The sequence below is a fragment of the Pusillimonas minor genome, from assembly GCF_014237865.1.
GTDB classification, from domain to species: Bacteria; Pseudomonadota; Gammaproteobacteria; order Burkholderiales; family Burkholderiaceae_B; genus Neopusillimonas; species Neopusillimonas minor.
In genome coordinates this window covers 1-4,655 of the sequence record NZ_JACJUU010000031.1, presented here as the reverse complement: position 1 = coordinate 4,655, position 4,655 = coordinate 1, and the positions used below count along the sequence as shown (strand labels likewise).

Here is a 4,655-nt window from a genome sequence, read left to right as displayed (position 1 = left end):
GCCCCAGGATGTGATGAGCCGACATCGAGGTGCCAAACACCGCCGTCGATATGAACTCTTGGGCGGTATCAGCCTGTTATCCCCGGAGTACCTTTTATCCGTTGAGCGATGGCCCTTCCATTCAGAACCACCGGATCACTATGACCTGCTTTCGCACCTGCTCGCGCCGTCACGCTCGCAGTCAAGCTGGCTTATGCCATTGCACTAACCTCCTGATGTCCGACCAGGATTAGCCAACCTTCGTGCTCCTCCGTTACTCTTTAGGAGGAGACCGCCCCAGTCAAACTACCCACCAGACACTGTCCGCAACCCGGATTACGGGTCAACGTTAGAACATCAAACATTAAAGGGTGGTATTTCAAGGCCGGCTCCATGCAGACTGGCGTCCACACTTCAAAGCCTCCCACCTATCCTACACATCAAGGCTCAATGTTCAGTGTCAAGCTATAGTAAAGGTTCACGGGGTCTTTCCGTCTTGCCGCGGGTACACTGCATCTTCACAGCGAGTTCAATTTCACTGAGTCTCGGGTGGAGACAGCCTGGCCATCATTACGCCATTCGTGCAGGTCGGAACTTACCCGACAAGGAATTTCGCTACCTTAGGACCGTTATAGTTACGGCCGCCGTTTACCGGGGCTTCGATCAAGAGCTTCGCTTGCGCTGACCCCATCAATTAACCTTCCGGCACCGGGCAGGCGTCACACCGTATACGTCCACTTTCGTGTTTGCACAGTGCTGTGTTTTTAATAAACAGTTGCAGCCAGCTGGTATCTTCGACTGATTTCAGCTCCATCCGCGAGGGACTTCACCTACATATCAGCGTGCCTTCTCCCGAAGTTACGGCACCATTTTGCCTAGTTCCTTCACCCGAGTTCTCTCAAGCGCCTTGGTATTCTCTACCTGACCACCTGTGTCGGTTTGGGGTACGATTTGATGTTACCTGATGCTTAGAGGCTTTTCCTGGAAGCAGGGCATTTGTTGCTTCAGCACCGTAGTGCCTCGTCATCACGCCTCAGCCTTGATTTTCCGGATTTGCCTGGAAAACCAGCCTACACGCTTAAACCGGGACAACCGTCGCCCGGCCAACATAGCCTTCTCCGTCCCCCCTTCGCAGTAACACCAAGTACAGGAATATTAACCTGTTTCCCATCGACTACGCCTTTCGGCCTCGCCTTAGGGGTCGACTCACCCTGCCCCGATTAACGTTGGACAGGAACCCTTGGTCTTCCGGCGAGCGGGCTTTTCACCCGCTTTATCGTTACTTATGTCAGCATTCGCACTTCTGATACCTCCAGCATGCCTCACAGCACACCTTCGCAGGCTTACAGAACGCTCCCCTACCCAACAACGCATCAGCGTCGCTGCCGCAGCTTCGGTGCATGGTTTAGCCCCGTTACATCTTCCGCGCAGGCCGACTCGACCAGTGAGCTATTACGCTTTCTTTAAATGATGGCTGCTTCTAAGCCAACATCCTGGCTGTCTGGGCCTTCCCACATCGTTTCCCACTTAACCATGACTTTGGGACCTTAGCTGGCGGTCTGGGTTGTTTCCCTCTTCACGACGGACGTTAGCACCCGCCGTGTGTCTCCCGTGATAACATTCTCCGGTATTCGCAGTTTGCATCGGGTTGGTAAGTCGGGATGACCCCCTTGCCGAAACAGTGCTCTACCCCCGGAGATGAATTCACGAGGCGCTACCTAAATAGCTTTCGGGGAGAACCAGCTATCTCCCGGTTTGATTGGCCTTTCACCCCCAGCCACAAGTCATCCGCTAATTTTTCAACATTAGTCGGTTCGGTCCTCCAGTTAGTGTTACCCAACCTTCAACCTGCCCATGGCTAGATCACCGGGTTTCGGGTCTATACCCTGCAACTTAACGCCCAGTTAAGACTCGGTTTCCCTTCGGCTCCCCTATTCGGTTAACCTTGCTACAGAATATAAGTCGCTGACCCATTATACAAAAGGTACGCAGTCACACGCCTAAGCGTGCTCCCACTGCTTGTACGTACACGGTTTCAGGTTCTTTTTCACTCCCCTCGCCGGGGTTCTTTTCGCCTTTCCCTCACGGTACTGGTTCACTATCGGTCAGTCAGGAGTATTTAGCCTTGGAGGATGGTCCCCCCATATTCAGACAGGATACCACGTGTCCCGCCCTACTCATCGAGCTCACAGTATGTGCATTTTTGTGTACGGGGCTGTCACCCTGTATCGCGCGCCTTTCCAGACGCTTCCACTAACACACACACTGATTCAGGCTCTGGGCTGCTCCCCGTTCGCTCGCCGCTACTGGGGGAATCTCGGTTGATTTCTTTTCCTCGGGGTACTTAGATGTTTCAGTTCCCCCGGTTCGCCTCATTAACCTATGGATTCAGTTAATGATAGTGTGACGAATCACACTGGGTTTCCCCATTCGGAAATCGCCGGTTATAACGGTTCATATCACCTTACCGACGCTTATCGCAGATTAGCACGTCCTTCATCGCCTCTGACTGCCAGGGCATCCACCGTGTACGCTTAGTCGCTTAACCTCACAACCCGAAGATGTTTCTTTCGATTCATCATCGTGTTGCGAAAATTTGAGAGACTCACGAACAACTCTCGTTGTTCAGTGTTTCAATTTTCAGCTTGATCCAGATTTTTAAAGAGCAAATATCTCAAACATCACCCGAAGATGAGTTTTGAGATATTAAGGCAGGTGACTTTCACTCACAAACCAGCAAGTGGCGTCCCCTAGGGGATTCGAACCCCTGTTACCGCCGTGAAAGGGCGGTGTCCTGGGCCTCTAGACGAAGGGGACACGAAAATTGCTTATCACGCGTTGCGTGATATTTTCGTGTAGGGTGAGCTTTCATTAATAGAAAGCGAACGGCCTTATTCTCTTCAGCCTCACTCCCAACGCGTAAACGCCTTGCTATTTACTTTTCATCAGACAATCTGTGTGAGCACTGCAAAGTACGCTTCTTTAAGGTAAGGAGGTGATCCAACCGCAGGTTCCCCTACGGTTACCTTGTTACGACTTCACCCCAGTCATGAATCACAAAGTGGTAAGCGCCCTCCCGAAGGTTAAGCTACCTACTTCTTTTGCAACCCACTCCCATGGTGTGACGGGCGGTGTGTACAAGGCCCGGGAACGTATTCACCGTGGCATTCTGATCCACGATTACTAGCGATTCCGACTTCATGGAGTCGAGTTGCAGACTCCAATCCGGACTACGACGCACTTTATGAGGTCCGCTTGCTCTCGCGAGGTCGCTTCTCTTTGTATGCGCCATTGTAGCACGTGTGTAGCCCTGGTCGTAAGGGCCATGATGACTTGACGTCATCCCCACCTTCCTCCAGTTTATCACTGGCAGTCTCCTTTGAGTTCCCGGCCGGACCGCTGGCAACAAAGGATAAGGGTTGCGCTCGTTGCGGGACTTAACCCAACATTTCACAACACGAGCTGACGACAGCCATGCAGCACCTGTCTCACAGTTCCCGAAGGCACCCTCGCATCTCTACAAGGTTCTGTGGATGTCAAGACCAGGTAAGGTTCTTCGCGTTGCATCGAATTAAACCACATGCTCCACCGCTTGTGCGGGCCCCCGTCAATTCATTTGAGTTTTAACCTTGCGGCCGTACTCCCCAGGCGGTCGACTTAACGCGTTAGCTCCGGAAGCCACGCCTCAAGGGCACAACCTCCAAGTCGACATCGTTTACGGCGTGGACTACCAGGGTATCTAATCCTGTTTGCTCCCCACGCTTTCGCACCTGAGCGTCAGTCTTCGTCCAGGGGGCCGCCTTCGCCACCGGTATTCCTCCAGATCTCTACGCATTTCACCGCTACACCTGGAATTCTACCCCCCTCTACGAGACTCAAGCTTGCCAGTATCAGATGCAGTTCCCAGGTTGAGCCCGGGGATTTCACATCTGACTTAACAAACCGCCTGCGTGCGCTTTACGCCCAGTAATTCCGATTAACGCTTGCACCCTCCGTATTACCGCGGCTGCTGGCACGGAGTTAGCCGGTGCTTCTTCTGCGGGTAACGTCAATGAGCAAAGGTATTAACTTTACTCCCTTCCTCCCCGCTGAAAGTACTTTACAACCCGAAGGCCTTCTTCATACACGCGGCATGGCTGCATCAGGCTTGCGCCCATTGTGCAATATTCCCCACTGCTGCCTCCCGTAGGAGTCTGGACCGTGTCTCAGTTCCAGTGTGGCTGGTCATCCTCTCAGACCAGCTAGGGATCGTCGCCTTGGTGAGCCGTTACCCCACCAACAAGCTAATCCCATCTGGGCACATCCGATGGCAAGAGGCCCGAAGGTCCCCCTCTTTGGTCTTGCGACGTTATGCGGTATTAGCTACCGTTTCCAGTAGTTATCCCCCTCCATCAGGCAGTTTCCCAGACATTACTCACCCGTCCGCCACTCGTCAGCAAAGAAGCAAGCTTCTTCCTGTTACCGTTCGACTTGCATGTGTTAGGCCTGCCGCCAGCGTTCAATCTGAGCCATGATCAAACTCTTCAATTTAAAAGTTTGATGCTCAAAGAATTAAACTTCGTAATGAATTACGTGTTCACTCTTGAGACTTGGTATTCATTTTTCGTCTTGCGACGTTAAGAATCCGTATCTTCGAGTGCCCACACAGATTGTCTGATAAATTGTTAAAGAGCAGT

General features: G+C 52.4%; 1 tRNA gene and 2 rRNA genes. All 3 read right to left on the bottom strand.

Annotation, left to right across the window (positions count from 1 at the left end):
* A 23S ribosomal RNA gene (locus GTU67_RS15015) occupies positions 1–2,527 on the bottom strand; the annotation flags it as partial.
* A gap of 193 nt (positions 2,528–2,720) precedes the next feature.
* Positions 2,721–2,796 (bottom strand) — tRNA-Glu (locus GTU67_RS15010).
* Positions 2,797–2,967: 171 nt separating this feature from the next.
* A 16S ribosomal RNA gene (locus GTU67_RS15005) occupies positions 2,968–4,509 on the bottom strand.
* Between the last annotated feature and the right edge of the window lie 146 nt (positions 4,510–4,655).